The organism is Metabacillus sp. SLBN-84 (assembly GCF_053629595.1).
In genome coordinates this window covers 2,267,481-2,292,189 of record NZ_JBRJIP010000001.1, presented here as the reverse complement: position 1 = coordinate 2,292,189, position 24,709 = coordinate 2,267,481, and the positions used below count along the sequence as shown (strand labels likewise).

The window sequence follows — 24,709 nt, the reverse complement described above, 5'->3', positions numbered from 1 at the left end:
GAGTCCGTGTGATGCAGCTGAAACATCTGGCGTCAAAACATAAAAAACATATTTGGCTTTTGAGGCTGCATGCTTTTTTAACAGGTGCAGCCGTTATAGCACAGGCGTGGCTGTTCGTCAGTATCACAGATGCCGTCTTTTTAAAAGACACTTCTTTCCGGGATGTTGTTCCTGAACTTTTTATTTTGCTCGCAGTGTCCCTTTGCAGGGCAGGATTTATGTATTTCGGCAAAAAAACCGGCGTTTCATTAGCGGCAGCCGTTAAGAAAGATATACGGTCATCGCTTCTCAAAAAGATGTCCAGAGAATCTGTTTTATCCTCTTCCGGCGGACAAACCGGCAGGAAAGTAAATGTACTGCTGGATGCAGTGGATGAAATAACACCTTATTTCAGCACATACATTCCCCAAATGATCCAGACGGGAATTATTCCGCTGATGATGGCCGCTGCCGTATTTACCCAGCATGTGTACTCCGGCATCATTCTGCTGGTCACAGCCCCTTTTATACCGCTTGCCATGGCACTTGCAGGCAGGAAAAGCAAGGATAAAGCAGAGCAGCAGATGGAGAGGCTCTCGCAATTTTCCGGTCATTTTCTTGATGTTCTTCAGGGGCTTGTGACATTGAAGGTGTTTGGACGTTCAAAAGAGCAGAAAGACAAGATTGCAGAGAGCAGTCTGGAAATCCGTGATGCCACGATGCAGGTTTTGAAGGTAGCATTTCTCTCAGCGCTATCCTTGGAGTTTATTTCAATGCTCAGCATTGGACTGATTGCCTTTGAACTTGGCCTGCAGATCGTTGTCTTTCAGACTGTGACATTCTTTTCTGCCTTCTTTATTCTCATTCTTGTTCCTGATTTCTACCTGCTTCTTAAAGATTATGGCAGTGCCTTTCATGCAGGCAGAGGAAGCATGGGGGCTGCGAAGCTGATAGCAGAAGAACTGGAGGAGCGGGATAAAGCTGCAGTGTGGGGAGATCAGAAGACTGGCGGAGGACCGCCTGAACTTCATCTGAAAAAGGCATCTTACTCATATAAGAACAGTTCATTTTCTTTGCATGACATTGGTGTACATCTTAAACCGTTTGAAAAAGCAGCCATTGTCGGCAGAAACGGATCAGGCAAGACGACCCTTCTTCATCTTATCAGCGGGCTGATACAGCCTGATGAAGGTGAGTTGATCATAAATGGCAAAGAGAGGGCAGCTTATGATGAAATGAGCTGGTTCAGCAGGATGGTTTACATTTCTCAGCATCCCTATATCTTCTCCGGGACAATCGCAGAAAATATTGCCATTGGCCAGCTGAAAGAGGCGAGCCGGCGGGAAATAGAAGATGCAGCCCGCAAAGCGGGACTTGCTTCCATGATTGAAGCGCTTGAACACGGGTTTGATACGGTCATCGGCGAAGGGGGAAGGGGTCTTTCCGGAGGCGAAAAGCAAAGGCTTGCTCTAGCCAGGGCATTTCTGAAGAAACCGGCATTCATCTTGTTTGATGAACCGACCACAGGCCTTGACCTTTATACAGAAAGGATTCTCCAGCAGTCGATAAAAGAGCTTGGGGAAAATGCATCAGTGATTACCGTGGCTCACAGGCTGTACACAATTAAAGACGCAGACGTTATTTTTTATATGGAAAACGGAAGACTTGCGGCTCAGGGGACTCATTTGGAACTGCTGGACCGTTCCGAGTCTTACCGCAGCATGTTTCATATGCAAGTAAAGGAGGCGGCCAGATGAAAGACATTTCTCATATTGCACGTTTAATGTGGAATGAAAAAAAGGATATTTGGCTCACAGTCTTATTGGGCTTCCTTGCGGGTATAACGGGAATCGCGCTATTTGCATCGAGCGGCTACTTAATTTCAAAAGCCGCTCTGCTGCCGCCTCTTTACACACTCACAGTTATGCTCGCGCTATTGAAGCTTGCGGGTATTGGGAGAGCTCTCAGCAGATATGCAGAGAGGCTTGTTTCCCACAGGGCAACCTTTACCATTTTGAAGGATGTGCGCGCCTCCTTTTATGAAAAGCTGGAACCAATGGTCCCTAGGATCTTCAATACGTACCGGAGCGGCGACCTGCTTTCAAGAATAGTCGGGGATGTAGAGAACCTTCAGAACTTTTTCCTGAGGGTATTTTATCCGCCGGTCGTCTTTCTGTTTGTCTTTTTAAGCACGATTGCATTTGTATCGTTTTACTCCGTCCCCATTGCCATGATGCTTTTAGCTGGTATGGTGCTGACAGGAATGGTGATCCCGGCATACTTTGCATTTCTTCAAAAAAAAATCGATGACTCAGTCCGGGACATGAGAAGCCTTTTCTCATCAGAAGCGGCTGAATTTTACTATGGATACAGAGATTTAAAGATCTATGGACAGACGGCAGAAAAAGAAGAAAAGCTTCGCAGGCTGTCTGATATGCTTGCCGATAGACAGGCGCAATTAGATAACAGGGTGAATCAGACACAATCGATTAACACGGCGATTACGGTCATTATAAACTGCGGAATTTTAGCACTCGGGGCTTACCAGGCAGCAGCGGGTGAGCTGAACGGTCTGTATCTTGCCATGCTGGTGATGATTTCTCTCAATGTATTTGAGTTTGCTGTTCCGATGTCTGCTTTTCCAGTTTTTTACGAAGAGAGCAGGCGTGCTTCTAAAAGATTGTACTCACTCCCGGAAGAGCCGGTCATACAGGAAGAAAAGAAGCAGGCTGACATCACAAAGGATGGGTTCTCTATTCACGTAAAGAATGTTCATTATTCTTACGGCACAGCGGGCTCCGGTCTAAGTGGTGTTACTGTCACGTTTCCGCAAGGTTCAAAAACGGCTGTTGTCGGACCATCCGGTTCAGGAAAATCCACGCTGCTTATGCTGTTAATAAAAATGTATGAACCGGAAGCTGGAGAAATTATTTTGAATGAAAAGCCGCTTTCCGACATCAGCAGTGAGAGCATGTGGGATAGCTGCAATATTGTTCTGCAGGATAACCACTTTTTCTATGGGACTATCCGTGAAAATTTGCTGATCGCTGTTAAAGAAGAAACAGAGGACTTAGAGCTGATACACGCACTGAAGGAGGCAGGACTCGAGAACAAACGGCTTGATGATCCTGTTCTTGAAAAAGGCGATAACCTGTCAGGCGGCGAAAAACAGAAGCTTGCCATTGCAAGAATCCTGCTGAAAAAAGCGGGTCTGTGGCTGCTTGATGAACCAACAGCTTCAATGGATCTCCTGTCAGAGCAGAGCATTCAAGAAACCTTATTTAAGTATGCCGGCGGCAATACACTCATCCTCGTCAGTCACCGACTGACAGGACTTGAGAAGATGGATCAGATCATCGTTATGGATCAAGGACGCATTCTTGAAAAGGGATCCTATGCAGAACTCATGGAGAGAAAAGGTTATTTTTACGGTCTGAAGCAGATTGAACAAGAGGTGCTAGTATAAAAGATAAAATCCCTCTCGATATGGAGAGGGATTTTTTTGTGTGCCTACTGTCCTTTCGACAGCAGGCTGTCTATATGGAACTTCTCAGGCGGCGTTTCAAAACCGGCAGAGGTCTGTAAATCAAGTATTTTAAAAGTAACTTCAAGGCTTGATGCAGCATCAGTTAGCGGGATAGTAAACGTTTCAGCACCTTTATTAGAGACAATAAACAGCTTCTCATCCGATGCCAGTTCAACCCCATCCTGGAAATAGGTGATGTCTGCTTTAATGGCAACCTGTGATTGACCGGTAGCAGCAAAGGTAATTTTATCTTTTTGAATCTTTTTTAATTGGGGTCCTGTAAGAATTCTGCCCCGGTCAGCCTTTACGCCTGTTTCTTTTTCAAGATAATCAATCAGCTCCTTATTTTCAAGCACATTAGGAAGCTCCTTGTTCTCATGCTGTGTCATTTGATAGAAGGGTTCATTGCTTGAGAGGATTTCGTTTTTGTCTGTTTTTCTCCCTGAACCGTACAACATCACATAGTCATCAGCCATGATTTCCTGAGGATACCACATATGATCTGCATCAGAATAGTTCCAAAAAGCATCCCACCGTACAGGGGCATTTTCAATGCCTCTAAGTTTACTCCACTCAGAGAACGGAAAGTGATGGCTTTTTATATAGTGATAGGCAAAATGATGCCCATATTCATGTGAGAGAGTATCTCTGTAGGAGGAGACATCTGTATATGTGTCTCCCTCATAAAGGGTAATTGTGTCTGTTAGAGCGTGAAACCTTCCTTTTGTCGCTGATCCGTTTAAAGAATCTCCTTGAATACGCACTTCCTGAAGAAGAGATATCTCTTTTCCATGTTTATTTTGAATCAATTCCTTATAAAGTTCTTTTAACTTTTCTTCATCCCATTTATCGCTGTAGCTTAGAAACATAATCCCTTCTGGAGACTGATAGCTTGCTTGATAGTGTGTATCATATACCAGCGGGTCAAGACTGAGCAGAAACGGAAGGGAAAACAGCAATAGCAGATGTTTCATCATCGTGTTCACTCCTCTGTCATGAGTCTAACATGCTGAGAACCGGTAATAGATTACCAATACTTGTATGTAAAGAAAGGCATGATAAATTTCCCAGAATGATTCACATGATTGATAACATTCTGACATCTCAATTTCACATTGGATACATATTCATCCAGTAAACTGAAGCTGTTCTTACAAATGAAGACAGAGGAGACGATGAAATGATGAAAACTTGGGCAGCCGGAGCGGGAATGGCCATCATATTGCTTGGAGCACCGTTATTGCAGCCGTCAGCAGCAGATGCTTCAGCGGTGAAAGTGGAAAATGTAGCACACAGGGGGGCTTCAGGCTATGCTCCGGAAAATACACTTGCAGCCTTTGATAAAGCGGTAGAGATGAAAGCGGATTATATTGAAATCGATGTTCAGCAGAGCAAGGACGGCGAGCTCGTGATCATTCATGACACCACAGTGGACCGGACGACAGACGGAAGCGGCAAAGTAAAGGATCTTACATATGATGACCTCAGCAAACTTGATGCAGGCAGCTGGAAAGGCAAAGAATTTACCGGAGAAAAAATCCCTACATTTGATGATATTCTTGACCGCTACAGAGGCAAAACCGGCATTCTGATTGAGCTGAAAGCACCTGAGCTTTATCCGGGAATCGAGGAAAAAGTGGCTGAAGAGCTTCAGGAACGCAACATGGACAAGCCTCAAAATGAAAAAATCATTGTTCAGTCGTTTAATTTTGACTCGATGAAAAAGATGGATTCCCTGCTGCCTAAAGTACCAATCGGTGTGCTGACATCTTCGATTCTTCATACAACTGATACGGCACTGAATGAATTCAGCACATATGCAGATTACTTTAATCCAAACTACGGCATCGTTTCAAAGGATTTAGTAGCAAATGTTCATGAAAAGGGCATGAAAATCCAATCCTGGACTGTTCGCACACAGGAAACTGCCGATTTTCTGCTTGAGATGGGTGTAGACGGAATCATTACGGATTATCCTGATTATGTTGATCCAAGAAAATAAGATGGTAAACCGGCTCTCTGCAGAAAAGAGGCCGGTTTTTTACTCTAGCAGAGAAAACAGCTGGAAATGAGTGGAATATTAAAACTAATAAAACAATGTTCTAAATAATCATTCTAATTAAACTCCAGCCATAAGAGATGATAACCATTAGTTTAAAAGCGTCAGCAAGTTGTAAAAAGGACCAGAAGAAATTATTCACTCATAAAAACGTTATGTAAACTGAGCTGGAATTAAAGAAGAGAGTCTTGGAATTAGTTCAATGAGTAACGTGCATAATCAAGAGCTTAAATCTAACGAAAATAAAACAACAGCTGCAAAAATGCGTAAATATATATGAGCAGCTAAAATAGAAATATTTCAGTGATCTGCAGAAAAAATCTTACTAATCTATAGTGAAATACGTGCGGCAGATACAGTGTGTCTAAGACGTTATTTTTTCTTTCTGTCTCATTTACTTAAGTTTACTTGTTATTTGAGACTGGAAATGACTCTTATAATACAGCTGTCTATAATTTATATTATGTATACTGAGAAAAAGTAAGTGAGATATTAGACTTTAAGACTCAAACCCTCCTGCCCCTGGGATAAAGTTAATCCATACTAATTTATTTCAAATGTAAAAAGAGCTACCTCTAATTTAGATGGTAGCTCTGATCTTTTGATAGCCAAATCATAATCTCCCGTGCTTTATAGTTGATCTTTGAAGTTCTTGTCTTTTTTTATCCATTGAGTATAAGTTGTCTTGCTTATCCCGCAAATACTGCATGCTTTATCAAGTGAGCTTGAATTTCTGTAAGCTTCAATAAACTTTTGTTTTCTGTCTTGGACGGCTTTTTTGTTCACTTTTAATGGAGCGTCTGTTAATTCAGCAGCATCAAGATCTTTGTCTGGGAAAAGATCAAACTTACGTTTAAGGTGAATGTCACTGCAATTGTAAATGTACTCATAAAATAGTTTGATCGTTTTTCTTCCACTTATATAAAGTCTTACATGTTTATCTTTTTGAACTAAGTAAGGATCAAATCCCACTTTGATAAAAACTTCTTTCAATTTCTCCATAAAAGGAAGTGAACCCCCTACAAAACTAACCATATACCCTCTGGAATAGATGTTGCCGTCACCATCGAAATAACCTCTAATAAAATGCGGCATGTATTCTTCGGGAACATCAGGAAAATCAATGGTCAATGACTTTTTTGAAGTTACTCCGTGAAGTTCAATTAAATCTCTTTTTAAGATTTTGCTGTTGAGGTTAAGAAGAAAAACACCGGTTTTTTCATTTTTATAAAGAGGTTGAATTGTTTTAAGTTCCTTTTTAATTCTTTCGAGTATTTCGCTTTCTTTTTGAGCGATGATAACGCTTTGTGTTCCCTTTGCAATCGTACCATCTGCCAGTATAAACCCGAGAATATAGGCCATATTGGGTGTCCATTTCTTAAAGTAACCTTCATCTAAACTGTACTTCCTCTTCCAGCTCCCCCTCGGCCGCATTTCTACCCCATGTTTTGAAAGGATATTACGTATGCTCCCTGCTGTAACACCTGCCAGTTTGGCAATTTCCGAGGTGCTCTTACCATCTTTGTAAAGCCTGATTACTTCTTCGCTTTCAAGCAAACATTTCCTGTTTTTAGATGCTGACACGGAATAACAGCCTCCAGTACAAATGGTTTTCGGTTCATTTTTATTATATCGAACATTTGTTCTGCATGTCTATTTTTAGCACTTTTCTATGTAAACAAAAGAAAAAGCTCCTTTAAAGGAGCTTTTCATCGCTTATCCCAAACTTCTTTCAGCATATCCCTGAAAAGTTCATTCAATTGTGCAGTGGGATCCTTCTTGACTGTCTTCCATTGTTCTGCAGCGAGCTTCAGCCGGGTTATCTCTGCATCAAGGAACGAATTGATCACATCTATTCTAGGTTCTTTATCAAGTTCGTCTCCTTTTATTTTTCTTGCAAGCAGGGTGTGTATCTCCTGCTTAAGAGGACTTTCAGGCAGCAATTCAAGGAGTGTCTGGAATTTCATCGGCGGAAACTCATTCTTTTCCTCAATCCATTTGGCTGCAAGCACCGGGCGAAGCACATAGAAGTACTTTTTGATTTTAACGGTGCTTCCCTGCAGATAGTCCCTGTAGTTCCCGCTTGCCATGTTCAAATAATGGTACATCGCAGACTGCGGGGTAAAAACGCTGTCCTGGATCTCAGCCATGCGCTCAAGGGCTGAATAGGCACGATAGTATACAATCGGAGACTTCATCCATTCCATGAGCGGCGGATTGGATTTTCTGAATAGCTTCAGCGCTTTTGTCAGATCCCACCCTGAAACATCGAGCAGATCATTGATGGGTCTTTCTATCACATCACGGTTGGAACCTACTCCGACCGGGTCAATGCTTAAGTAATGCTCTGGTTTGTGTATGTACAGAAACCGCACGTCGTAATCGCTGTCCTTTGAAGGAAATCCCCATGCTCTGCTGCCTGATTCACAGGCGTAGAGGACTTTAACGTCGTTTGTTTCCTCTATATCATGTAAAATCTCAAGAATCTGTTCTCTCATTGCTGTTTCTCCTTATTTGTTTTGCTATAAGTATACACCCTAAAAGGAAAGGGATGGAAAGAACAAAAGCGCAAGCGCCTTGGTCAGATCCGATAGGCAGATAAGAATCCGTCAAAAAAGTCCGGTTTTGACTTTTTTGACGGATTTGTTCTGACAGAGGATCTAGGCGCTGGAGCTGGACGATGATAACTTTGTTATGTTAACCACAGCCTATTATTCTTTATAATTTCTTAAACAAGAAAAAAGCCGCAGAAGCAGCTTTTCTCACTGTTTATTTCAATGTAGCGAGCAGTTCGTCAAGACACTCAAATTGTGATGACATTCCTTCTACTACGCCCATTTCTGTCACCTTTTTAAGTTCTTCCTCAGTTGCAAATTCTGATTTGACGACTAGTTTTGTTGTGTCACCATGATCTTCGAAGACCATCGTAATCACCATTTCCGGCATTTGCTCTGAAACCACGCCTGTTTCATCTGAAAATGCATCCACATAAACAATTTTCTCAGGAACCGAAATTTCTTTGTAGGTGGCAATTCCCCATGATTCCATGCCGTAAAAGTCACCCTGGTCTTTGTCTTCGCAGCGCATGCAGTAATGCCAGACGCCGCCAGGCTCAAATTCAAACCGTTTGTTTGCAGTACTCCACCCTTTAGGACCCCCACCAGGCTGCAAGCAGATCAGGTTCGGCGTATGCTCTGAAAACAAGTTCTCTTGGAGCGTTAAACATTCTTTCAATAATAAGTTCTTTCCCCTCAACTCTTGAAGCAACAGTAGCGGCACTCTTATTTACTGACATGGAAATTCCTCCTTTTTATTGCATACACTACTCTCTTTCGTGCCGCATAAACGAATTCCTGCACAAATTCCATAAATAAAAAAACTCTCCATGAACAGAGAGTTTTTTAGAGACAGAATCAGCTTTCTTTAACTTGAACGGTCTGCTGGGCAATCACGTTCTCATCCTTCAATTTGAACAGCGGCATGATCAGCATCGTGCCAAGCAGGAACAAAATGCCGGATACAGTATAAACGCCTGAAAGCGTCAGCGGAGTTTTTAATAGTCCCGACAGCGACATGCCTGCAACCATCATCCCCATGAAGAGCGGGTTGAGAACCCCATTGACTCGGCCGACAAATGCTTCATCTGTATTTTTTAGGATCAGCGTGTTGATGCCGATGTGAATGCACGGGAAGAAAAATCCGTTAAGCAGCTGCAGGCCGATTGTCAGCGGAAAGCTTGTGGACCAGCCGATGCTGATGGTGAAAATCATGCTTGAGAAAATACCTAAAGCAAGCAGCTTTTGCGGTGAAATTTTCTTTGAGAAGGCAATGACAATTCCCCCTCCGGCAAGCATCCCGATTCCATTGGCCATAATCAGCCACTGCAGGTAGTCTTTCGTCAGACCGAGATTTTCAATCGTAATAAAAATCATCAGCGGCGAAATCAAGCCGACAGCAAGACCGCAAACCGCAAACACTCCGCCCATTGTCGTCAGAACTTTTTTGCCGATGACATAACGGAATCCGTCTGCAAGTTCCTTTTTAAAGCTTGTTTCGTCATCTGATTTGACTTTTTCAAGATCGCGGGGCAAAAACGTCAGAACAGCAGCGGACAGCAGAAACATGACGCCCATGACAATAATGGATGTGTAAATGCCGTATGATTGGTACACAATGGTGCCAATGACAGGACCGATTACCATAAAAACAGCCATCAGTGATTGGAAAATAGCCATTGCTGACTGCAGCTGGTCTTCAGGAACGTGCTGTTTGAGCAGTCTCATCGCCGATGGCATTGAAAACTGTGACAGGATGGCGGATACGAGCGTTGCAAAGAAAATCGCGTGCCATGACCCGTATACAAGAGTTAATAAAACAACAAAGATCGATACAGCGGACAGCACGTCACACCAGACCATCGTCAGCTTCGGTTTCCATCTGTCAGCAAACGTTCCGCCGATGATGGAAAAAATAAAGATTGGTGCAAACTCGGCAATGGAAATAAGCGACACATAGACAGGATCGTTATTCGTAAGCTCTGTTACATACAGTAAAATGGCAAAGTTCCGTATCCAGATTCCGAGCTGCAGCAGGAAGTTGGATCCCATGATCGCAAGAACGATCCGGTTTTTGAATAAATTTCCTGAAGGCGTGCCTTTTGCCGGCATGGCTTCAGTCAAACTGTTTTCCATACATATCATGCCTTTCAAGCTTAATGTAAGTCTTTTACATGATTTCCGTTTCTGCAGAAGCTAAGACAAGTGACGTCATACTTATTCGTGCTCCGGTCTTAATCCCCTTTAAGAATTTATAAAGAATAATCACAATGAAGATTATATACGAAACTCATAACGTTTAGATACTAAATTTTTCAAAATAAAAAAAGGGACAAAGCCCTTATTTTACCTTCTTTACAAGTCCATGGCACACGCTGTGAACATCCGTGCATATCGCAGCGGCATCCTGCTGGATCCATCCGATCACGTCTCTCAAACGTCTTTCGTTCTCTGAGACCGGCACAATCCCTTTACCGACTTCAAGCATGATGATGATCGTTTCCTGTTTCCGTTCAAGCAGTTCATTTAAAAATCCGCTGTATTGTGTTCTAACTTCCTTTAAATCGGTCAGATCCTCTTTCTCAATCCATTGTTCAAAGCCTTCAAGAACAAGAGGACCATCATCGACCTTTTTCCAATCAGGCATATGATCTCCGCTGTAAGCCGTAATCCATGCTGCATGGGGCCATCTGCTTTTCACAAATGCTCTTTTCCCGCTGCAGGCTCCTCCGATAATGAGATGCACGTCCATCCCTCCTCCCTTTCTTCAGCATTTAAAATGACTGCTTTACCAAATGGTGCTGAGATGTGCCAGAATTCCGGTGTGTTCAGAAAAGAAGAGACAATTTGTCTGATCACTCCTCCGTGTGTGACAATTACTGCTGAATCAAGTTCTCCTTCAAGAAATTCTCTTAAAAAAGACGATACTCTCTCCTGAAATGAAATGCCTGTTTCTCCGCCTGGAGGGCCGGTGCTTTCCCAGTTGTCGAGCCAGGAGGAATATATGCTGCAATGTTTCAATTCTTCATACGTCCTCCCTTCCCACTCCCCGAAATGGAGTTCTCTGAGGCGGGCATCATATGTTACCGGCTGGCTGGGAAAAAGAAAGGCTGCTGTTTCCCGGCATCTGAGGAGGTCGCTTGAATACACCTTTCGAGTGCCGTATTGATGCAGAACATTTTTTAATGGAAAATAGTCCTCCAGAGAACGGCTATTCACCGGAATATCGCTGTGTCCTAAATACTTTCTTTCAGCATTCCATTGCGTCAAACCATGCCGAATAAGAAAAAGCTGTACAGTACGCTTAGATTCCAAATTTCTGCCCCCTCAATAGAGGCACCTGCAGTGTCTCCGTTTATTCCGTCAAACTGCTTTTGTGACCACCGGCCGAAAAGAAAACAAAAGAGAATCTGCAGCAGAAACATCAGGCCGACTATCCAATTGAACGCCATAAATGGAAGGAGCCAGCATGCGGCAATGATCAGTTCTTTCATTGAAAGATGCTGTTTCCAGAAGGATGCCATTCCGCCAGTCTGAAAAGCTTTAAACCCATACAGATGCATAAGGACCTGAAATCGTGAAAGCATGGGAATGACAATCAGATACATGCCTGTTTGGTCCAGGGGAAGCAAATTGTGCACAATCAACAGTTTCCAGCCCAATAAAAAAATCACGGCCAGCACGGCAAAACTGCCTGCACGTGAATCTTTTAAAATCTCTCTCTTCTTCTCAACATTACCATTTGATCCAGCTGCGTCTGCAACATCCATGACGCCATCAAGATGAAGGCCGCCTGATAGATATACCCAGACACTAATCAGCAGGAGCGCCAACATGGAAGCGGGCAGGATATCATTCAGCAGCTGAAAAAGCACAAACATGCAGGCTCCTATGACTAGCCCCGAACCAGGAAAAAAACGCAAAGCCCACTTTAGTGTTTTTTCATCCGTGCCGCACTCGATCTTGAGCGGTATTCTCGTCAAAAACTGCAGAGCAAGAATTCCTCCATGAAAGACTTGTTTCATTGATTATTTCCTCCCCAGATCCCTTCAGGGTATTGACCATCTTTTTTCCAGACAACCGGAAGGCCGCATAGGACTTCATAAACATCATCCGCCGCATGGACGGCTAGTTTATGAACCGACTCAAGACATTGAATATAGTGATCTATTCCTTTGTTTTTTAAAGGAATTCCTTCATTTACATCATTTGATACTAGATACAGATTAAGGTTCTTTCTTTTAGAAATGCTCAGCAGGTTGTTGAAACGGGCTGCTGTCTCCTCAATAGACAAATGCTCTGAAAACATGACATTGCTTGTCCAGACTGTCAGACAGTCAATTAAAACAACAGCTGAATCAGGAAGATTTCCGGCTGCAACGTCTATGTGCAGCGGCTCTTCGATTGTTATCCACCTGTTTCCTCTGTCCAGCTGATGAATGAAAATGCGTTCTGGCATTTCGCTTTTCATGGCAGTGGCTATATAAAATGGCTTCCTGTCCCCTGCGGCGTCCGCTGCCATTTGTTCTGCGAGCCTGCTTTTACCTGACCGGGCTCCTCCTGAAATAAATGTCAACATGACGTATTTCTCCATTTTCTTAACGCTTTAAGTAAAAGCATGTTTTCCTCTCTCGTCCGGACAGCGAGCCGAAGAGCGCTCCCTTCAATCAGCGGGAAATTAACCGTGTGCCTTGCCAGAATTCCTTCTCCTGCAAGAAACAGCAGAAGAGGTTCATGATCTTGAAGAAGCGGATCTCGGAGCAAATAGAAATTTACTTCTGTATCAGACACCTGAAACTTCATCTCCAGGAGTTCACCTCTTAAAAACTGCCATTCCTCCCTCAGCCATTCTTTTGCTGCAATCAGAAAGTCCTTTGTTTCCGGCAGCGCATGTATGACGGAAAGAGCTATAGAATTAACGCTCCAAGGGACTGAAAGGGACGCAAGCTTTCGTATGATTTGCTCATGTGCAAGCACATAACCAAGCCGGATGCCCGGCACGGCAAAGATTTTGGTCAATGATCTCAAGAGGATGAGGTTTGGAAATGCTCCCAGTAAATGAGCAAGACTAGAGTCCGAAAAATGGACAAAAGCTTCATCAATGACTGCATATTGACCAGTCTGTTTTGCTGTTTCAAGCAATCTGACAATCTTATCTTCAGGAACCATCTCTCCTGTAGGATTGTTTGGGCGGCATAGAAATAATAGGTCGGTATCCTGGATGAAAGCTTCAGAATCTTTTAGATCCTCATAGCTGAAGTGTTTTATGTGAAGCTGATGGATCCTGCATGCCCGCTCATACTCGCTGAAGGCCGGCTGAAAGATACCGGCACGTTTCCCTTTAAATAACTGTGCAACTAAAAAAATAGCTTCCGCACCGCCGTTAGTAAGCCAAATTCTTTCCATCTTCACGCCTTCAAAAGAAGCCAGCATTCCTCTTTCCTCTGTATAAGAAGGATCAGGATAAACTGTGATTTTTTGAAGGAGGCTGTTCTGCATGGATTGCAGGACGGTATCAGGGATGCCAAGCGGGTTTAGATTGGCGCTGAAATCAAGCATGTTACTGCCCGCTTCGATTCCTTTCATTGTCAGCAGATTCTGAATGGCAGATGAATTACCCCCATGCTGCGGCCACATAGTATATCCTCCTTAACATGAACAAGCAAAGATAGATTGCAAGTAACACAATCCAGGCACCGTTCATGATATGTATTGATTGTTTGATATGGACCGGTAAGAGACTCGACTGTGCATCACCGAGCTTTGCACGATGTGAAACCGTTCCTGAATACGTATTTGTTCCCCCAAGCTGAATGCCGAGCAGTCCTGCAGTCATCGCCTCCGGCCAGCCGCTGTTAGGACTTGGATGCTTTTTGGCATCCCTCCATGTGATCTGCCAGCCATTTCTTCTTTTCATTCCCCTGACAAAAAAACTGCCTACCCACATGCATAAGGCGCAAAGCCTTGCAGGAAAAAGATTCATAAGATCATCAAGTCTTGCGGAACCAAAGCCAAAATCACGGTATCGCTCATTTTTGTAGCCAACCATAGAATCCAGTGTATTTACTGCCCTGTAGGCAAGGGCAAGCGGTGCTCCGCCAACAATGGCAAATACGAGCGGACTTATGATAGCATCAACTGTGTTTTCGGCTACTGTTTCCGCAGCTCCCCTTGTGATTTCACCGGAGGGCAAATCGGCGGTATCTCTACCCACGATCTCGCTCAGTTTTTTTCGCGCTTCTGAAAGATTGCCTGCAGCAAGAGGCGTGTAAACCTCCAGTGCAGCTTTCTTCAGTCCTTTGATCGCCAAAGTTGTAGAAATCAAATAAACCTCTGCACACAAGCCTGCTGCGTAGTGGATGGAATAAAGCCACTTTAAAAGCAATAATGAAGTGATAAAAACCGCTGCCGGCAGACAAACAGCAAGCAGGATTCCTTTTCTTTTTCTCTTGTCGCCTTTATTAAGAATCCCTTCTGCTAAACGAATCACTTTTCCGAAAAAAATGACCGGATGAGGCAGCCATTTTGGATCGCCAATTATCAAGTCCAGCAGCACACTCCCTGCCACCAGTAATAGAGTATGTTCAGCAAATGGCTGCAAGGGAATTCTCCAGTCTTTTCAAGGCTTTCATGATCAACGCATCAGCAGCCTGCATGACGGAAGGATCATCCGGTTTGCTGCTGCTATAGGCTCCTGCCGCAAGTTCAGGCACTGCGTCCGGTGACAGTCTAGTTATCCCCGCATTCAGCTTAAGAGTAAGATTCATAAGACCGCTGTCGCTGACTGCAGCATCTGTTAAAAGGGCAGCAGTCAGCATGCTGTCCGAATAGGAAAGGATCATGTAAAACGTGTGCATCGAATCATTTTTGATAAAGTGATCAGGGACCCTGTTATGATTGCAAATGAAAATGTTGTTTCCAAGTGACCACAGGAAAAGCTGTCCGTCTGTTTCTTTCTGACCGGCGCTTAATGCCAGTCGGCTGGACCAGTGCAGGCCGCTGCCGTTTGGCCCTGCTGTCAGCATTCGAAATGGCTGTTCCATCGTAATGATTGAAGGGTTTCCCTGTTCAATATGCAGCGCTGAAAGCAAATCGCTCTGTTTTCCTTGCAGGTAATCCGGCGATAAAGTAATATGCTGCTTTGGAGCGGCCGGATGGGACGAAAAGTGAAGAGAAAGGTCATAAACGTCAGAGAACGTTTGCTCATTTTCTTTTTTCAGTCCAGTGTAGCATCCTGCAAGCATACCCCGGTCCAGCAAGGCAATTTGATCCGCATAAAGCGAGGCAAGATTCAAGTCATGAAGGATGGCCAGGATGGTCAGATTCATTTCCTTCTGCAGGGTTTTCAGAAGTTCAAGAAGCTCTTTTGTATGTTTCATATCCAGATGGTTTGTGGGCTCATCGAGCAGCAGAAGCTCAGGCTCCTGTGCGAGAGCTTTTGCAAGAAGCACACGCTGTTTTTCTCCGCCGCTTAATGCCTGAAAAGGTCTTTTTCTGTACTGCCAGACAGCCGTCTGTTTCATCGCTTTTTCAGCCGCTTTCCTGTCTGCATCAGAATGTTCTTTAAAAAACATGCCTTTTTGATGAGGGTATCTCCCGAGCATCACGATTTCCTCTGCTGTGAAATCAAGCCCTGATTGATTTTCCTGCGTCATGACGGCTGTTTTTCTGGCAAGTTCTTTTTGCGAGTAGGATGAAAGCTTTTTTCCATCTAAAAAGATGTCGCCATGACTTACAGGCAGCGCTCCCATGATTAAGCGGATCACAGTCGTCTTTCCGCTTCCGTTTGGTCCTGCCAGCGCCAGGAAATCACCTTTCTTAATGGTGAAGGAAAGATCATGGATGACTGTTCTTCTGACATCATAGCCTCCTGAAAGGTTTTTAACTTGCAGCATAGTGCCTCCTCCTTTCTCATCCGTGCTTTTGCTTCCGGTTTTTCACCAGCAAAAAAGTAAAGATCGGTGAGCCGATCAGGGCTGTGATCACACCGATTGGCAGCTCCTTCGGTGAAATGATGGATCTTGCAAGCAAATCTGCAAGCACCAGATATCCGCCGCCAATCAGCATAGACAGCGGGAGAACGTGCCGGTGGTTTGGCCCTGCAAGCAGTCTCACGAGATGAGGAATGACAAGACCGACAAAGCTGATGGCTCCTGAAACCGCAACGGCGCTCCCTGTAAGAATCGACGCGGCTATTAGAATGATCGTTTTCTTCCTTTTTACATTCATTCCTGCAAACTGTGCAGACTGCTCACCAAGTGCCAGGTTGTTCAGCTCCCTGTAATGATAGAGGATCATCAGTGCGCCTATCACAAAAAAGGGGAAAATCAGCTGGACATGTCCCCATCCTCTCATAGAGACACTTCCCATGATCCAATAGAGAATTTGACTGATGTCCTCACGCGGAACGAGGGCAATCAGCAGTGAGATAAAGGCGCTGATAAAGGAAGAGACAATAATGCCCGCAAGGATAATCGTTTCATTCGTCAGCTTTCCGCTTGCCAGCTGTGTGAGAGCAAAAACAATGAGCAGGGTAATCATTCCGAAAAGGACAGCGATTACCGGGAGCGTGTAACTGCCTAAGAATGTCAGCTGAATCTGGAAAAAGATAATGATAACTGCCCCAAGCGAAGCACCTGACGATACACCGATTGTATACGGATCTGCAAGCGGGTTCTGCAGCAGTCCCTGGAAAGCGGCTCCCGCCAAAGAAAGGGAGGCTCCAACAAAAAAGGCAAGCATCACCCTTGAAAACCTGATTTCCCAGATGATCATTTCTGTGCTCTGCTCCCCGTCATACAGCGGTACATGAAAGATCTTGCCGGCAAGAATAGTTAAAATATCAGGGACGGTTACTTGAACCGCCCCGGCCAAAACCCCTAACAGGATGCTGCATGCTGCAAAGCAGACAGCACCAATCATTAAGAGCCATTTTTTATTTTTTGAAGATGTCTGGATAGATAAGTCTGCCAAGCTCTTCAGCTCCATCCGCAAGACGCGGTCCCGGACGGGTAACCAGGTCACTGTTTACATCAAATACCTGTTTCGACTGTACGGCTTTAATGGAGTTCCACCCGCTTCTTGAAAGGACTTGCTCTGCAGGGTTTTCAACATAGTAGCCATACGTTGTGATAATGGTGTCCGGATTGCTGCTGACGATTTTCTCCTCATCCATTTTGACCCAGCCTTCTTCAGAAGCTGCAACGTTTTCTGCGCCGATCATTTCAAGCATTTCGTTCATGAAGGTTCCTTTGCCTGTCGTGTAGATTTCAGGCTGAGGCGACACTTCAATCCAGACGCGTTTTGGGTTTTTTACTTCTTTGGCTTTTTCTTTTATGGAAGCAACTTTCTCTTCCATGTCTTTTATGATCCTGTCTGCCTCGTCCAAAGTGTTTGTTGCTTTTCCAATCGTTCTGATCGCCGTGTAAACCTGATCAAATGAAGTCTGTGAACCAACGATAAAAACCTTTATGCCGGCAGCTTCAAACTGCTTGATGATTTCGCCGTGATTTTGTGCATGGTACTCCTGCAGAAAAGCAAGATCAGGCTGAAGGGCAATGATTTTTTCTGCATTCATGTCCTGAGCACCGACTTTTTCTTTTTGTGCAGCTTCTTTTGGGTAATTGTCATAATCGGATACTCCGGCAATTTCATCTTGAAGTCCGAGAGCGAAAAGGATTTCCGTCGTGCTTGGAAGCAGGGAGACGATTTTCTCCGGCTTTTCTTCAAGCGTTATTTCGTTTCCTGCATCATCTGTGACCGTAACTGGATAGGAGGCATCTTGTTTTTCAGCCTGTTCCGTCTGACCGCTAGCAGGCTTTGTTTGATCTCCCTGTGCACATCCTGTGAGGATTCCTGCAAGAAGCACCAGGATCAGGCTTATTCGGGTAAAATATGTAGTCGATTTCATAGATTTTTCCGCCTTTATTTGACTTTTTTCTTACCTATGTTCTTTTGAAACACCTGCTGCATCAAAGGTGGCCATTCCTTTTATCATGTCTGAAGCTGCCTGGACAAAAGGAAAGACAAGAACAGCTCCAGTCCCTTCCCCAAGCCGAAGACCCATTGATACAAGCGGTTTTTTTCCGAGTTTATTCAAAATCAGGAGATGACCGGGTTCAACGGATAAGTGGCCGGCAATCATATAGTCTTTTGCATGTTCACATATGTGTGCAGCTAAAAGGGCTGCTGTGGTGCATATAAAACCGTCCAGGAGCACAGGGATTCTGCGGTAAGCAGCATACAGCATGGCTCCTGTCATGGCGCCGATTTCAAATCCTCCAACCTTTGAAAGAACATCAATCGGGTCACTTGGATCCGGCCTGTGAAGCTCGAGCGCCCTGCGAATGATTTCGGACTTGAACGCAATTTGCTTCGACTTAATTCCTGTGCCTCTTCCAGTCAGATGTTCAGGATTGATTCCGGTAAGTGCAGCTGCTATGGCACTGCTTGACGTTGTGTTGCCAATGCCCATTTCACCGAGAATCAGCAACTTTGCACCCTTTTCAATGGTTTCTTCCGCAAGGGTCATTCCCATTTGAATGCTCCTTAGTGCATCTTTTCGCGACATAGCAGGTTCAGCTGCGAAATTTTTTGTGCCGTATCCGATTTTCTCCGCTCTGACACCGGGTATATCTGTTTTGACGCCTGCGTCAACGATTTCAAGAAACCCTTTTACACGTTTTGTGAACACATTAATCGCAGCTCCGCCCGTTAAGAAATTCCTGACCATTTGCCCTGTCACTTCCTGGGGATAAGCAGATATTCCTTCTTCAGCAACCCCGTGGTCGGCAGCAAAGACAATCACGCCTGGAGGGGAAATATCGGGTTTTACCTCTCCCGTCATTTCAGCCAGTTGAACAGCCAAACGCTCTATTTCTCCTAAACTGTTTACAGGTTTAGTCAGCGTTTGTATATAAGCTTCTGCCTCCTGTCCTTTCGCTTTGTTTACTGGTTTAATTGCATCAATAATCTGATAAACATCTATCATTTTTTCACCTCCTTTTCATGATTTCATAGATTTTATCTAAATCCAGTGCAGCTCTTACATGATCTGCAAGTCTGTCAAATTCTCTTTCTTTCAATTCGCGAAAGTAGAGCGAGCGCTCAATCGGCTGCAGCCCTTTCTTGCTGCGGAGCCTGTTCAAAAAGCGCCATCTGAATGCATCATTGTGAAACACATCGTGCAAGTAGGTTCCCATTGCGTTTTCTTTTGCGTACCCTTCACCGGTCCCTTTTTGGATTGAAAATGGTGATGGGTCATCAGACAGCAAAGTTTGTCCCATGTGTATCTCGTAACCTGAAAGAGAAAAACCCTCATATCCCGGGACGGCACAAGGTCCTTCCGTCTGAACGGTTTTCTTATCCGCATACAGGACAGTTGAAACAGGGAAAATGGCAAGCCCGTCCTGTTCTCTAATACCGGATTCAACGCCTTCTGGATCAGACAGTTTTTCTCCCATCATCTGATACCCGCCGCATATCCCCATGATTTGGGTGCCATTTTTGTAAGCAGACAGCACTCTGTCAAAAAGGCCGGTCCCCTTTAGAAATCGCAAATCTTCAGCTGTATTTTTACTGCCTGGAAGAATAATCAGATCCGGCCGGCCGAATTCTGATGCTTTTCGGACATACCGGATATTCACATCAGCTTCCAGTCTCAGAGGATCAATATCCGTAAAATTAGACAGTCTTGGGTATGCAAGAACTGCGACATCCAAATCTCCCTCAAGATTTGTGCCTCGGGAGTACTGATTGAGGACGAGGGAGTCTTCACCATCGATTTCAAGATCTGGTATATACGGGACAACACCAACAACGGGTATTCCCGTGTACTCCTCAAACCATTGGAGCCCCGGTTCAAGCAGGGTGAGATCTCCCCTGAATTTATTAATAACGACTCCGGCAACCCGTTTTCGGTCTTTTTCCTGAAGGAGCTGAAGCGTTCCGACAAGGCTTGCAAAAACACCCCCTCTATCAATGTCTCCCACTAGTAAAACAGGTGCATCAGCAATCTCTGCAACGCGCATGTTGACGAGCTCCCTGTTATTTAAATTAACTTCAGCAGGTGAACCCGCCCCTTCGATAACAACCGCGTCATAGTTCGTCAGCAGCTTGTGCAACGATTTTTTAATCGCTTCAAGTCCAAGTCTGAAAAAGTCTTCCCGGTAGACTGCGGCGTTCATGACAGCAAATGGTCTGCCGTGAAAAACCACCTGAGATTCCATCTCCCCTGAAGGTTTAATTAAAATTGGGTTCATATCCGTGTCAGCTTCAATTCCTGCTGCTTCTGCCTGAACTCCCTGGGCTCTGCCGATTTCTTTGCCGTCTTTAGTTATGTATGAGTTCAGTGCCATGTTCTGTGATTTAAAGGGAGCGGTTTTATACCCGTCCTGCTTGAAAATCCTGCACAGTGCGGTTGTCAGAATGCTTTTGCCCGCATCCGAATGAGTCCCCTGGATCATGAGTCTGAGCGCCTTTTTCTTCCCATTTTCTTTAATATTCAATTCCATATATGGCGTCGACACCTTCATCGTAATAATGCTTTTCAACATCGATCACAGAGACGAGATCAGCTATTTCCCTGATTTCTCTTTTGGCGTTTCTGCCTGTCAGGACAAGGTGGACATGAGGGGGACGGTTTTGAATGGTCAAAATGACGTCTTCAAGAGGAAGAACATCGTCCACAGGAAAGGTCTGAATGGCAAGGGCATTATTGATTTCGTCAAGAATGACAACATCGCTTTCCCCGCTCAGAATGGTTTCTTTCGCTGTTATCCAAGCCTGTTTTAAAGCTTCCCGGTGAATCTCAGGTGTTTTGGTCCAGGTAAATCCGGCACCGAGCTGCTGAATACTGACTCCGGGCAAAGCATTTAAAATTGTTCTCTCGCCGTATGTCCGCTCAGGAGATTTAATAAATTGCAGAATGGAAACGCTCATTTGTCTTCCGGCAGCCCGCACAGCAAGACCGATTGCAGCTGTCGTTTTTCCTTTTCCATTGCCTGTGTAGACAAGCACTCTTCCTTTTTCGTTTTTCATCGCCATACATCCATCTCCCATCTTTTTAACCAATATAAAAAGGCCCTGACTGAAGACAGTCAAGGCCTAAATAAGCATAGTGAAGTAACGCATACAGGGGTCCTGACTCGTTCTTCCCACCGAAAAACAAGCAAAAATCAATTAAAGCAGGTCTCCTGGCTTGCGCTTCATCTTAATACTGAGCCTTCCCGACATTAGAGTCAGTGGCGATTCAGTTCAATCTGCGCTTACAGTAGCGGGGGCTGCGCCGGATTTCCACCGGCTTCCCTATTATCCTGAGTATTCAGGCACTTTAAAAGAATCATATTTTTTGTTCATTGTAATCTATAAAACTGGAAAAGTCATCAAGATTTTTTTAATTTGTCGTTTTTTCTCTTAATTTGGTTTTTTCAAGCTCGAGTCTTTTTGTCGTTTCCAGTTGAAGAACGTTCCCGAACGTAATGTCGATTTTTTTTGTAAACAGTGGCCCGTCATAGACGAATGTATGGTATTCACCAGCCTCTCCCATCGGACAGATGTCTGTATTTAAGGCGCGGTCGATGAATGGCTGATTAACCTCCATTCCGAGCCAGGATGGATCGAGTTTGTCATCCCTTACTCTGATTACAGCGGCTTTATATCCGCTGTCTGCAAACTGCTGAAGTGCAAGTATAGCGTTCTCTTTTTCCATCCATAAAGGGTAAAGCGGTTCAAGACCTGCTTCGGCCGAAGCTTTTTCTCCCCACTCCCGGTGCTCGTCCAAATAAAGGTCGCCGAAAGCAATAGCTGTAAAGGAGTATTGCTCCTTCAACTCTTTCAGCGCACCGATAAAGTGATCCGTATAGCTTTCATAGGTGCATGATATAAAATGCACTGGTATTTCAAGAGCAAGACTTTGCTGTTTGATCGCATCTATTTTCTCTCCGTGCCCGAATGTTCTTCCTGTTTCAGCCGGAACCGTCGTTATAAGGCATGCGATTTCATGCCCCTCGGCTGCAAGTTTATGAAGGGCCATGCATCCGTCTTTCCCTCCGCTCCAGGATACAGCTGTTTTCTTTTTCAATTCCATCCACCATCCCATCAAGAGTATAGCCTTGATTATGATGGGTTCAGAATGTTTAGTCAAAAAGAAAAATAGACTGCTTTGGTTATTTCACTGCCATTTTTAAGGCTGTCCTGTACAGCAGCTCTGTTCCAAGCGAAATATCTTCCATCGTTGAATATTCTTTCGGATTATGGCTGATGCCGTCCTTGCAGCGGACAAAAATCATCCCGTAGTCACATTCATAAGACATCGCGAGCGCATCATGAAACGGTCCGCTCATCAGTTCAGGCGCATTCAGACCGATCTCTTTGCTCGCTGCCCTCATAATATCCATAATGTCTTCCGAGCAATAGCGCGGTTCACTGTTTGTGTCTTCAGATACGGTATATGTCAGTCCGTGATCCTCGCAGATCAGATGCAGCCGTTTTCTCAACTGATTTTCTATGATATTTCTCCTTTCCATTTGAATATCCCTGAGGTCCACTGTAAACATCACTTTTTCAGGTATGATGTTACGTGAATCAGGAAAAACCTTTAAGCTCCCGACGGTTCCGACAGTAGGTGCAGATGGATCTTCTGAAGCGAGATCATTCAGGGCAACGATGACCTTTGCCGCTCCCACTAAAGCATCCTGTCTCATATGCATGGGCACAGAACCGGCGTGGCCTGCAAAGCCTTCAAGCTCAACTGTCAGCCACAATGGGCCCGAGATGCCCGTTACAATGCCAATGGGTGCATCCTTCGCCTCAAGAACCGGTCCCTGTTCAATGTGCAGCTCAAGATAGGCTGAAATGCTTCCGGAGGCGTACTCTGACTCCTTAAAGCGCTCGGGATCACATCCGAATGAAAGCAGTGCATCCCTCCGTGTCATGCCGTTTTTATCTTTCCGGTCAAGTTCTCCTTCTTCAAGTTTGCCGAGAATCCCTCTCACACCAAATAACCCTTTATTAAAGCGTGCTCCCTCTTCATCACAAAAAGCAGCAACTTCGATTGGCATTTCGGGAATAAACGAGTTCTCCTGCAATGTCTGGACGGCTTCGATTGCCCCAAGAACACCGATGACTCCATCAAATCTTCCGCCATACGGCTGTGAATCAATATGGGACCCGAGCATAAGGACAGGTGCTTCAGCTCTTTTCCCCTCGAGTCTGCCGATCAGATTTCCAAAGTGATCAATCCGTGCTGTAAGGCCTGCTTCCTCCATCCAGCCTTTGACTGTTTCAACTGCAAGTTTATCTTCCTTTGACAAGGCAAGCCTCGAAACCCCGGTTTCGCCAATCTTTCCGATTTCAGCGAGTGTATGAATTCTTTCTTCTAATCGGGTTTTATTGATGGTCAGTGTCTGTTCAGGCATGTATGACCCTCCTGTAAAAGTGATAGAATATTCTGTCTTAATACTATAGGATATCAGAGCATTTTTCATTTTTCTAAATGTAAAAGGATTCCATTGAAGTTCTTACACTTTGTCCATTTCCCGCCGGTCTATTGTGCTTTTCAGATGAAACCGATAAACTAAAAGAGATAACCAATATCGGCCACTGGAGGTCTTTTTTTCATGAAAGCAAGGTATGAACTTGATAAAATGCAAATAACATTAAGCAATGTGACGCTGAGGCATTTTGCAGACAGTTATGTTCTGCTTAAAGCAGCAGATGATAATAAAAATGAAGTGACAATCAAACTCTCACACGAACAGGCTGATTTCCTCGAAGCTGAATTCAGAGAGCTGAACCGCAGGAGGAGAACATACTCTGAAGCTGATCGGGAAATGGATGAGGAAGAAGATGCATATAATTTGTTCTCACCTGAATTTTTAACAGAAGATTAACAAAAAGGATGTCTGCTGCGAGACATCCTTTTTTGCGCTTGAAAAACAGCAGACAAGTTTCCCCCGGACGGGCATATAGTATGGTAAATACTGCTCTGGGAGGGAAACTATGAAATTTATCGTCATAAAAAAGAAATGGATTGTGATTGCTGCTGTTTTGTTTGCTCTCATTGGTTCCGGAAGCTGGTTTTATCTGAATCAAGATGCAGCTGAGGTCCTTTCCGCACAGCATACAGATGAGAAGGCAGAAATCCATATGGTGACCGGAGAATTCACATCTAAAACAGATGACGGTCGAAAAATTGAAGCGTACCGTTTTGATCCAGGCTCCATTACGATTCAGAAAGGTGAAAACGTTACGTTGACCATCCACGGAGTAAATGGAGCGGAGCATCCCTTCAGGATCGAAGGAACAGACATAAAAGGCGTGGTCAAAAAAGGGGAAAAAGCGGTCATCCCTTTAAAATTTGATGAAGAAGGAACCTACCGTCTAATTTGTGATACGCACTCCCGCCATGGCCAGGGTGCACCGATGATTGCTTATATTGTTGTGGATTAATACTTTAAAAGAGAGCTGATAAAAATTCAGCTCTCTTTTTTTAGCTAAACGGCCGAGTCAGCTAAGTGCTGCGGTCATGCATGGCTGGTTTAGCAGCACAAATTAGCTTGCAGGACGTAACGTTAGTGCTGTAAAGGTGGT

The 24,709-nt window shown here is 44.4% G+C and carries 25 protein-coding genes and 1 riboswitch; of the genes, 5 read left to right on the top strand and 20 right to left on the bottom strand.

The annotated features are described in order from the left end of the window. Positions 1–11 precede the first annotated feature (11 nt). Positions 12–1,736, top strand: coding sequence for a thiol reductant ABC exporter subunit CydD (cydD, locus tag RKD52_RS11720; RefSeq protein WP_454099888.1), 1,725 nt, complete (start codon positions 12–14; stop codon positions 1,734–1,736). Beyond that, a complete protein-coding gene (gene cydC / locus RKD52_RS11715) occupies positions 1,733–3,445 on the top strand; it encodes a thiol reductant ABC exporter subunit CydC (RefSeq protein ID WP_454099887.1) in 1,713 nt (570 codons plus the stop codon). The genes cydD and cydC overlap by 4 nt, the downstream gene beginning before the upstream one ends. A gap of 44 nt (positions 3,446–3,489) precedes the next feature. On the opposite strand, the gene RKD52_RS11710 is transcribed toward cydC, so the two are convergent. After that, positions 3,490–4,482, bottom strand: coding sequence for a hypothetical protein (locus RKD52_RS11710; RefSeq protein ID WP_454099886.1), 993 nt, complete (start codon positions 4,480–4,482; stop codon positions 3,490–3,492). Positions 4,483–4,685: 203 nt separating this feature from the next. On the opposite strand from RKD52_RS11710, the gene RKD52_RS11705 reads away from it, so the two are divergent. Next, on the top strand, positions 4,686–5,507 hold the full coding sequence (locus tag RKD52_RS11705) for a glycerophosphodiester phosphodiesterase (protein ID WP_454099885.1): 822 nt from the start codon (positions 4,686–4,688) through the stop codon (positions 5,505–5,507). Positions 5,508–6,194: 687 nt separating this feature from the next. Here the strand turns inward: RKD52_RS11705 and RKD52_RS11700 are convergent. The 19 genes from RKD52_RS11700 to RKD52_RS11610 form a co-directional block, all read right to left on the bottom strand. Next, a complete protein-coding gene (locus tag RKD52_RS11700; protein WP_454099884.1) occupies positions 6,195–7,148 on the bottom strand; it encodes an LAGLIDADG family homing endonuclease in 954 nt (317 codons plus the stop codon). Between the two features lie 125 nt (positions 7,149–7,273). Further along, a complete protein-coding gene (locus RKD52_RS11695) occupies positions 7,274–8,062 on the bottom strand; it encodes a nucleotidyltransferase domain-containing protein (RefSeq protein WP_454099883.1) in 789 nt (262 codons plus the stop codon). Between the two features lie 271 nt (positions 8,063–8,333). Further along, a complete protein-coding gene (locus tag RKD52_RS11690; RefSeq protein ID WP_454099882.1) occupies positions 8,334–8,651 on the bottom strand; it encodes an SRPBCC family protein in 318 nt (105 codons plus the stop codon). Between the two features lie 61 nt (positions 8,652–8,712). Continuing rightward, positions 8,713–8,859, bottom strand: a complete 147-nt coding sequence (locus tag RKD52_RS11685) for a hypothetical protein (RefSeq protein ID WP_454099881.1) — start codon at positions 8,857–8,859, stop codon at positions 8,713–8,715. 118 nt (positions 8,860–8,977) lie between these two features. Further along, a complete protein-coding gene (locus tag RKD52_RS11680; protein ID WP_454099880.1) occupies positions 8,978–10,255 on the bottom strand; it encodes an MFS transporter in 1,278 nt (425 codons plus the stop codon). A 205-nt stretch (positions 10,256–10,460) separates the two neighbouring features. Continuing rightward, positions 10,461–10,865: a bifunctional adenosylcobinamide kinase/adenosylcobinamide-phosphate guanylyltransferase gene (locus tag RKD52_RS11675; protein WP_454099879.1), complete on the bottom strand. Its 405-nt coding sequence runs from the start codon at positions 10,863–10,865 to the stop codon at positions 10,461–10,463. After that, a complete protein-coding gene (locus RKD52_RS11670; protein ID WP_454099878.1) occupies positions 10,817–11,434 on the bottom strand; it encodes a histidine phosphatase family protein in 618 nt (205 codons plus the stop codon). The genes RKD52_RS11675 and RKD52_RS11670 overlap by 49 nt, the downstream gene beginning before the upstream one ends. Beyond that, complete coding sequence (cobS, locus tag RKD52_RS11665) at positions 11,386–12,144, bottom strand: adenosylcobinamide-GDP ribazoletransferase (protein ID WP_454099877.1); 759 nt, start codon at positions 12,142–12,144, stop codon at positions 11,386–11,388. The genes RKD52_RS11670 and cobS overlap by 49 nt, the downstream gene beginning before the upstream one ends. Further along, the gene (locus tag RKD52_RS11660; protein ID WP_454099876.1) at positions 12,141–12,698 is read right to left on the bottom strand and encodes a bifunctional adenosylcobinamide kinase/adenosylcobinamide-phosphate guanylyltransferase; all 558 of its coding nucleotides are present in this window, start codon (positions 12,696–12,698) and stop codon (positions 12,141–12,143) included. The genes cobS and RKD52_RS11660 overlap by 4 nt, the downstream gene beginning before the upstream one ends. Then, positions 12,692–13,756 (bottom strand): pyridoxal phosphate-dependent aminotransferase, encoded by a 1,065-nt coding sequence (locus tag RKD52_RS11655; protein WP_454099875.1) that lies wholly within the window; start codon positions 13,754–13,756, stop codon positions 12,692–12,694. Before RKD52_RS11655 ends, RKD52_RS11660 begins: the two co-directional genes overlap by 7 nt. Next, entirely contained in the window at positions 13,734–14,720 is a 987-nt protein-coding gene (gene cbiB, locus RKD52_RS11650; RefSeq protein ID WP_454099874.1) for an adenosylcobinamide-phosphate synthase CbiB, read from the bottom strand. The genes RKD52_RS11655 and cbiB overlap by 23 nt, the downstream gene beginning before the upstream one ends. Beyond that, complete coding sequence (locus tag RKD52_RS11645) at positions 14,704–16,014, bottom strand: ABC transporter ATP-binding protein (protein WP_454099873.1); 1,311 nt, start codon at positions 16,012–16,014, stop codon at positions 14,704–14,706. The genes cbiB and RKD52_RS11645 overlap by 17 nt, the downstream gene beginning before the upstream one ends. Positions 16,015–16,030: 16 nt before the next feature. Next, the gene (locus RKD52_RS11640; RefSeq protein WP_454099872.1) at positions 16,031–17,092 is read right to left on the bottom strand and encodes a FecCD family ABC transporter permease; all 1,062 of its coding nucleotides are present in this window, start codon (positions 17,090–17,092) and stop codon (positions 16,031–16,033) included. Then, positions 17,055–18,029, bottom strand: coding sequence for an ABC transporter substrate-binding protein (locus RKD52_RS11635; protein WP_454099871.1), 975 nt, complete (start codon positions 18,027–18,029; stop codon positions 17,055–17,057). Before RKD52_RS11635 ends, RKD52_RS11640 begins: the two co-directional genes overlap by 38 nt. Before the next feature lie 30 nt (positions 18,030–18,059). After that, on the bottom strand, positions 18,060–19,109 hold the full coding sequence (gene cobT / locus RKD52_RS11630) for a nicotinate-nucleotide--dimethylbenzimidazole phosphoribosyltransferase (RefSeq protein WP_454099870.1): 1,050 nt from the start codon (positions 19,107–19,109) through the stop codon (positions 18,060–18,062). A 4-nt stretch (positions 19,110–19,113) separates the two neighbouring features. Continuing rightward, positions 19,114–20,631, bottom strand: coding sequence for a cobyric acid synthase (locus tag RKD52_RS11625; RefSeq protein WP_454099869.1), 1,518 nt, complete (start codon positions 20,629–20,631; stop codon positions 19,114–19,116). Next, positions 20,615–21,157, bottom strand: coding sequence for a cob(I)yrinic acid a,c-diamide adenosyltransferase (locus RKD52_RS11620; protein WP_454101200.1), 543 nt, complete (start codon positions 21,155–21,157; stop codon positions 20,615–20,617). Before RKD52_RS11620 ends, RKD52_RS11625 begins: the two co-directional genes overlap by 17 nt. A gap of 128 nt (positions 21,158–21,285) precedes the next feature. Beyond that, a riboswitch (cobalamin riboswitch) is annotated at positions 21,286–21,467 on the bottom strand. 45 nt (positions 21,468–21,512) lie between these two features. Beyond that, positions 21,513–22,199: a Dph6-related ATP pyrophosphatase gene (locus tag RKD52_RS11615; RefSeq protein WP_454099868.1), complete on the bottom strand. Its 687-nt coding sequence runs from the start codon at positions 22,197–22,199 to the stop codon at positions 21,513–21,515. Positions 22,200–22,284: 85 nt separating this feature from the next. Beyond that, the gene (locus tag RKD52_RS11610; protein WP_454099867.1) at positions 22,285–23,535 is read right to left on the bottom strand and encodes a M20 family metallo-hydrolase; all 1,251 of its coding nucleotides are present in this window, start codon (positions 23,533–23,535) and stop codon (positions 22,285–22,287) included. Between the two features lie 201 nt (positions 23,536–23,736). Between RKD52_RS11610 and RKD52_RS11605 the strand changes: the two genes are divergently transcribed. Then, a complete protein-coding gene (locus RKD52_RS11605; protein ID WP_369733230.1) occupies positions 23,737–24,009 on the top strand; it encodes a hypothetical protein in 273 nt (90 codons plus the stop codon). Positions 24,010–24,118: 109 nt separating this feature from the next. After that, entirely contained in the window at positions 24,119–24,568 is a 450-nt protein-coding gene (locus RKD52_RS11600; protein ID WP_454099866.1) for a cupredoxin domain-containing protein, read from the top strand. The last annotated feature ends 141 nt before the right edge of the window (positions 24,569–24,709 follow it).